We start from the raw sequence: 6,669 nt of genomic DNA on the forward strand, positions 1-6,669 counted from the left end.
ACCGCGTGACAGACTGAGCGCTGTGACACGACGAATCGCCGGCGCCCTCCGCCTGATCGTGGGCCTCGGGCTCGCCGTGACCATCGGCATCCAGATCGGCGACCGCGTCGTGAACGACGCCTTCGACCCGTGGGAGTACTTCAGCTACTTCACCATCCAGACGAGCCTGTTCAACATCGTCGTGCTCGTGGTGGGAGGCGTGCTCGCCCTGCGTCTGGCACGGGATCCTCAGCTCTACACGACCGTGCGGATGGCGGCGCTCACCTACGCCATCGTCACCGCCGCCGTCTACAACGTGCTCCTGCGCTTCGTCCCTCCCACCGGCTACCCCGGGCTCGACTGGCCCAACGAAGTCGTGCACGTGTGGGTGCCGATCATCCTCGTGCTGGACTGGCTGCTCACCCCCGGGCGCCCCGCGCTGCCCTGGCGCTCGCTCTGGATCGTGCCGATCTACCCGGTGGCGTGGGCGATCTACTCGTTCGCCCGGGCGGCGGCGAGCGGCGGCCGGATCTACCCGTACCCGTTCCTGAACCCCGCCACCGACGGCTGGATCAGCGTGATCGCCTACATCGTGGGCCTCACGCTCTTCCTCGTGGGCCTCGGTGCACTGGCCGTGCTCTACTCGCGGAGGGTCGGCGGCTCGCGCCGGGTCACCGCCTAGCGCCAGGGCACCGGTTAGCGGAGGGTCCTCGGGCGCCGGATCAGCGGCCCTGACGCTTCTTGAAGGGCTTCGGCTCGCCCTTCACCACCGGAGCTCGACCGCGGCCCTTCGACGCCTTCGCGCGGCCGCCGGCCTTCGCGGCGGGAGCGGGGGCCTTCGCCACGGCCGCACGGGCGGCGGGGCGGTAGGCGATGCCCGCGGCCGTGAGCTCCACCAGCGGCTTCGCGTCGGGCTCCGCGCCCGCCGGCACGACCTCGCGCACGAGCTTCTCGCCCCGCAGCTCCTCGAGCTCGGCGACGGATGCCTGGACCGTGGCCCGCGAGACGTGCGCCGCGTTGGCCGCGCGCGACCAGTCGCCCTCGTCGGCGACCGCGAGAAAATGCCGGATCTGGCTGATGTCCACGGCCACAAGGCTACGGCAGCCTCGGATGACCTGCGGTAGAAAGAGCAGATGAACCACGAAGCCGCCGAGAGCCCGGCACCGGAGGCCGGGGCAATGGAGCCCAGAGCAATCGAGCCCCGGCCGGACGACGCCCGCGTGCGCCGCCGCCAGCCCGAGGAGCTCGACGACATCCAGCAGGCCGGCCGCCACCCCGAGTACCGCGTCGACCTCGAGCGGGTGCGCTTCTCGCCCTACTTCTCGCGGCTCTCCGCCGTCACCCAGGTCATCTCCCAGGCGGGCGCGAGCCCTCTCATCCACAACCGCCTGACGCACTCGCTCAAGGTCACCGCCGTGGCCAGGACCATCGCGGTGGCCGTCGACCGCACCCTCGTGGGCACGGCCGCGTCGCTCTCGGGCGAGCTCGCGCCGGGCGGATGCGACGCCGTCGTGGTGCAGGCGGCCGCCAGCGCGCACGACCTGGGGCATCCGCCGTTCGGGCACCTCGGCGAGAACGTGCTCAACCGGATCGCCCGCGAGACCCTCGGACTCGACGACGGCTTCGAGGGCAACGCCCAGACCTACCGCATCGTGGCCGCCCTCGACGTGTGCGACGCCGCAGCCGCGGGCCTCAACCTCACCGCGGCCGTGCGGGCGGGGCTCGCGAAGTACCCGTGGACCCCGGCACTCGAGGGCCTCGGCTTCGACCCGTCGCCGGGAGGCGCCCGCGACCTCGCGCCCTCCGACCTGCCGCCCGGCCTCAAGCGCGTGGGCGACACGGTGGTGGCACGCAAGTACTCCGCCTACTTCCTCGAGCAGGACGACCTCGACCAGGCCCGCGCCTCGGCGCCCGCGCTGCCGCCGTGGGCGCAGACCCTCGAGTGCTCGGTGATGGACATCGCCGACGACATCGCGTACTCCATCCACGACGTCGACGACTTCTACCGCGCCGGCATCCTCAGCCAGGTGGCCGTGGCGCGGGAGTTCCGCGGCTTCATCGACAACGCCTCCGCCCTCCGCCGCCTCGACACCCCCGAGCTCGAGCTCGGGCGCACCCGCGACCGGGCGGGCGAGAGCCTCGAGGCGCTCCGCCGCAAGATCCACCGCGACGACCCGTGGATCGCCGACGACGACGCCTTCGAGGCCGCCGTGCGCGTGGTCACGGAGGAGCTCGTGGAGGGCTTGCTCTCCACGGTGTTCGACGGATCGATCGCGGCCGAGCGGCGGCTCTCGAGCTTCACCAGCCGGTGGATCGCGCACTTCGGCCGCTCGGTCGTGGCCGCTCCCACGGGCACCCCGCGCACGGGCCTGATCTCGCTCGACCGCCAGGCCTGGCACGAGGTCAAGGTGATGAAGTTCGTGCACAAGCAGTTCATCCTCAACCGGCCGGATGTCGCCATGTACCAGCGCGGGCTCAGCCGGGTTCTCGTCGACCTCGTGAGCGCCTTCACCGAGTGGCTCGACGACGTGCACGACCGGAAGCGCGTGCCGCGGCGGCTGATCGAGATGGTGGAGCTCGCGACGGCCGGCTACGCGCGCCTCGCCACCACGCGGCCGCACCTGCTCGACGACACGTCGGCGGATGCGCTCCGCCGGCTCGGCCGCGGCCGTGGCGTCATCGACTACGTCGCCTCGCTCTCGGACGGCCAGGCCATCGCGGTGGCCGAGGCGCTCAACGGCCGCACCGACCGGCTGTGGGACATCGGGCAGAGCCTGTAGCTGCGCGGCGCATCCGGATGCCCGGCCCTGGCCCGGGACGGGCGCGCCGCGGGGAACTACGTGCGCGCGGCAGGGCGCCTCTCCGGCGCCGCCGAGGTCTGCCATGATTCCCGCATGCTGATCTCGACGATGAACGATGTCCCCGGCCGCCAGATCACCGAGGTGCTGGGCGAGGTGACCGGTGTGACCGTGCGCTCGCGGAACGCCGGCGTGCAGTTCGGTGCGGGCCTGAAGTCCCTCGTGGGCGGCGAGCTCGCCGGGCTCACCAAGCAGCTCATGCAGAGCCGCGAGGAGGCCAAGCAGCGCCTCATCGAGGCCGCGCAGGCCGTGGGCGCCGATGCCGTCATCGCCATGCGCTTCGACGCGAGCGAGGTGGGGCAGAACGCGCAGGAGGTCGTCGCCTACGGCACCGCGGTGAAGCTGGGCTGAGGCTCAGGCCGCACGACCCGCGTCACATCACCGCGCCGAAGTAGCTGTACTTCACGAAGACCTCGCTGGCGAGCCCGGCCTCCTCGAGCACGCCCTGCACGGCCGTGAGCATGTACTGGGAGTCCCAGCCCATGTAGAGGTGGTGCTCGTCGTCGAGGCGGTCCCACTGCCCGTTCCACGACTCCGCCTCGTAGACGGGGCCGCCGCGGCGGGCGCTGAACGACACGACGCTCTCGCGCGAGTCGGCCCAGAGCCGCTTGAAGACGCGGTTGAAGAGGTACTTGACGTCGTAGACCTCCCAGTGCTCGCCGCGGTACTCCACGTAGTCCCACTCGCGCTCCCAGCCGCGCGGCCAGCCGCGGCGGCGGATGGCGTCGAGCACGGGGGTGAGGTCGTCGTCGTCGATGTAGCCGCGGCCGGCGGCCGGCAGCGGGCGCGCCCAGACCTCGAGGAAGCGCTCGGTGAGCCGCACGGTGCGCTCGGCGATGGCGCCGGTGCCCCAGGCGGGCGTGCCCGCGAGCTCCGCCGTGAGCGGCACGGCGCTCGAGGCGTAGAGGGCGCGCTTCTCGGGGTAGGAGAGGTCGAAGGCGCGCTCGGCGAGCCCGCGCTCGAGCAGGGTGAGGTTGCCGAGCGTGCCGGAGAGGGCCCGGTGGCTGTTCTGCTCGTCGTCGGAGTAGTCGGCGAAGCGGCGCTCGCCGTCGCCCGACCAGTCGTCGGAGGGCGCGGCGGGCACGATCCACTCGAGGTCGAGCGGCTCGGTGGCGTCGGCCTCGACGGACGCGGCTCCGACGGCTCCGCTCGCTCCCGCGATCCGGCCCAGCACATACGCGGCATGGGGCAGCTCGCTGAACTTCAGCGCCACCTTCACCCGCTCGTCCGACGGCGTGATGCGGGCGATCGCCCGCACGAGCGCCTCACCGCCCTCGGCCCTCGCCCGGCAGAGCCGTGCCACGAGGCGATCGGTGCGGATGCCCACGACCGTGCGCCTGAGCAGCAGCGACTGCACCTGCCGGAGCAGCAGCACGAGCGAGGCACGCTCGGCGGATGCGCGTGAGTACTCGAGGTAGGCCGGCATGACGAGCGGGTACGTGCCCTTGCCGAACACCGCGAGCCCGCGCAGCTCGTGCGCCACCTCGGGGTCGGGCTCGAGCTCCGGTTCGAGCAGCACCCGGTAGGCCGCGGAGTGGTCGCGCCACTCGGCGGCCTGCTCCCGGAGCGATGCGAGCTCGAGCCGCGGGAACACCTGCCGGAACGCGTCGTAGACCTCGCGCCCGCCGCTCGCGGCGACCTCGCGGCCCGTCTTCATCACGAGGTAGTGCCGCCAGAACGCCGCGATCGAGTCGCCCGTGTTCTGCTCGATCGGCAGCCAGAACGACTCCTCGATCTCGGTCTGCTCGGCGTGCGAGAGTCCCATCAGCACGTAGTTGTGGATGAGCTCGTGGTCGAGCAGGGGAGCGCCGGTGGAGTTCAGGCTCTCGAAGATCTGCTGCGCGTTGGCGTCGGCGCCGAGGGTGATGGCCACGTGCTCGAGCTTCTGCAGGCCCCGCCAGATGCGCGGGACCTCTTCGACACGCACCTGGCTGCGGAAGAAGGCGTAGTTGTCGTCGAAGCGCGAGTCGCGCACGCGCTCGTCGGCGCCGAGGCGGTCGAGCACGACGCTCTCGAACACGTCGGCCCAGGCGCGGTGCGGGCGGAGCTTGGTGCGCCCGCGACCTGCCGAGGCACTTCCGCCGGCCGGGCTCGCCCGCACGAGCACCCGGGCGAGCTCCTCCGCGAGCGCGTCGTCGTGCCCCGCGATGGTGTGGTGGAGGGCGGCGATGAGGAGCATGAGCGTGGTGATGCGCTGCTGACCGTCGATGAGCACGAGCTCGGAGCCGTGCGCGCTCCGCTCGTCGGCGCTCGCCCCGGTCGAGAGGATCGAGCCGATGAAGTGGGTGTGCGCGTCGCGCGAGTCGGCCACGGCGCGGATGTCGCCGAGCAGCTGCTCGCATCCGCCGATGTCCCACCGGTACTGCCGCTGGTACACCGGGACGACGATGGTGGTCTCCGGTCGCGAGAGCCAGGCGATGGTGTTGACGGCGGTGGCTTCGACGTTCGTGGCGGTGACCATAGGCGTCGAGTGTAATGGATGAGAACACGCGCGAGCCTGCTCGGGGCCCTCTCAGGGCGCCGATGTTAGGGTGACCTTAGTTGGACCTGTTAAAACGTGCTGGTCCACCGACGAAAGGACATGGCGACCGTCATGGCATACATCAAATCAGCAGCGCTGGAAGAGACCGGCTACGTCGTGCTCGACAAGTACGACCGGGAGATGGATCCCCGGGAGTGGCTCGACATCGAGTACAACGACTGGAAGTCCTCGGGCGACACCCGCTTCGCTCCTCTGGCGAGCGCCAAGGGCGAGATCGAGTGCAACGGCTTCTGGAACCACAAGCCGCCGCGCACCGACAAGGACGGCGTCTGGATCGACTCGCAGACCGCGAAGGCACCCGACCTCACCCGCCGCGCCCAGGAGCCCGGCGCCAACGTCGGCCGCTGCCGCGTGATCGAGCTGCAGCCGAACACCTACGCCGACTGCCTCTACAACCTGCACCAGGACGACAACAACCGCCTGAACCCGGATGGCACCGGCTGGGTCGTGCGCGGCTTCTTCAACCTCACCGACGACAAGGACAGCTACTTCGTCCTGCGCCACAACCGCACCGACCCCAAGGGCGAGGTGCGCATCGCGCTCCCCGCCGGTGCGCAGCTCATCGTCGACACCCAGCGCCTCTGGCACGCCGCCACCCACCCCGGTGACTCGGCGCGCTACTGCCTCATCACCTCGTGGGAGTCGGGCCCCGAGCTCGACGCCTACATCGAGAAGTACAACGGCGTGAACCACGTCGAGAGCGTGGCCGTGCCGCAGGACGAGCTCGACGCCGGCCAGGCCGAGCAGTCCCGCCGTCTCGCCGCCCGCGCCGCAGCCCTCGCCGCGCGCGGCCAGGCCGAGAAGCTCGTCATGAGCGAGGCCTGATCCTCGAACACCCCTGACCGCCGGCCTCGCGCTGGGTGGTCGCCTCGGAAGCCCCGGCCCCTTCGGCCGGGGCTTCCCCCGTTTCAGGCGAGGTCGGGGGCAGGGGCAGGGCCGGGCTCCGGGTCGGCGAGGAGCGCGTGGAAGAGGGCGCGGGCATCCGTGTGGTGGGCGAGGGCGGCCGACTGCCCCGCCCAGAGCGAGAGCAGCTCGCGCTCGCCGCGCTCGGCCGCGGTGGGGCGGAAGCGGCCGGTGAGCCAGTTCTGCACGGGGAACGGCGCCGGATCGGCGATCTCCCGCGTGAGGCGGTTGGGGAGGCCCCGCGCCAGGCGCCCGCTGAGCGCCCTGGTCAGCACCGTCGTGCGCGACTCCGGGGTGCCGAGTGCGTCGCGGTGGGCAGCGGATGCCGCCGACTGGGCGGTCGCGAGGAACGCGGTGCCCACCTGCACGGCCGCCGCCCCGAGCTCG

General features: G+C 71.8%; 7 protein-coding genes. 4 read left to right on the forward strand and 3 right to left on the reverse strand.

The window, feature by feature from the left end; translation table 11 throughout:
• Positions 1 to 22 precede the first annotated feature (22 nt).
• Complete coding sequence (locus Q0D57_RS16870) at positions 23 to 661, forward strand: Pr6Pr family membrane protein (protein ID WP_291046221.1); 639 nt, start codon at positions 23 to 25, stop codon at positions 659 to 661.
• Positions 662 to 701: 40 nt separating this feature from the next.
• On the opposite strand, the gene Q0D57_RS16875 is transcribed toward Q0D57_RS16870, so the two are convergent.
• Positions 702 to 1,064, reverse strand: coding sequence for a LysR family transcriptional regulator (locus tag Q0D57_RS16875; RefSeq protein ID WP_291046223.1), 363 nt, complete (start codon positions 1,062 to 1,064; stop codon positions 702 to 704).
• A gap of 48 nt (positions 1,065 to 1,112) precedes the next feature.
• Here Q0D57_RS16875 and dgt point away from each other — a divergent pair, with 48 nt between their 5' ends.
• Together dgt and Q0D57_RS16885 are read left to right on the forward strand one after the other, a co-directional pair.
• A complete protein-coding gene (gene dgt, locus Q0D57_RS16880; RefSeq protein ID WP_291046225.1) occupies positions 1,113 to 2,759 on the forward strand; it encodes a dGTP triphosphohydrolase in 1,647 nt (548 codons plus the stop codon).
• A 114-nt stretch (positions 2,760 to 2,873) separates the two neighbouring features.
• Complete coding sequence (locus Q0D57_RS16885) at positions 2,874 to 3,188, forward strand: YbjQ family protein (RefSeq protein WP_259526299.1); 315 nt, start codon at positions 2,874 to 2,876, stop codon at positions 3,186 to 3,188.
• A gap of 22 nt (positions 3,189 to 3,210) precedes the next feature.
• Here the strand turns inward: Q0D57_RS16885 and Q0D57_RS16890 are convergent, their stop codons facing one another.
• Positions 3,211 to 5,298: a DUF262 domain-containing protein gene (locus tag Q0D57_RS16890; protein ID WP_291046228.1), complete on the reverse strand. Its 2,088-nt coding sequence runs from the start codon at positions 5,296 to 5,298 to the stop codon at positions 3,211 to 3,213.
• A gap of 132 nt (positions 5,299 to 5,430) precedes the next feature.
• On the opposite strand from Q0D57_RS16890, the gene Q0D57_RS16895 reads away from it, so the two are divergent.
• A complete protein-coding gene (locus Q0D57_RS16895) occupies positions 5,431 to 6,204 on the forward strand; it encodes a hypothetical protein (protein ID WP_291046229.1) in 774 nt (257 codons plus the stop codon).
• Positions 6,205 to 6,287: 83 nt separating this feature from the next.
• Here Q0D57_RS16895 and Q0D57_RS16900 read toward each other — a convergent pair.
• A partial coding sequence (locus Q0D57_RS16900) for a nitronate monooxygenase (protein ID WP_291046230.1) occupies positions 6,288 to 6,669 on the reverse strand: 382 nt, incomplete at its 5' end.

Source organism: Herbiconiux sp. (assembly GCF_023264895.1).
GTDB lineage: Bacteria > Actinomycetota > Actinomycetes > Actinomycetales > Microbacteriaceae > Herbiconiux.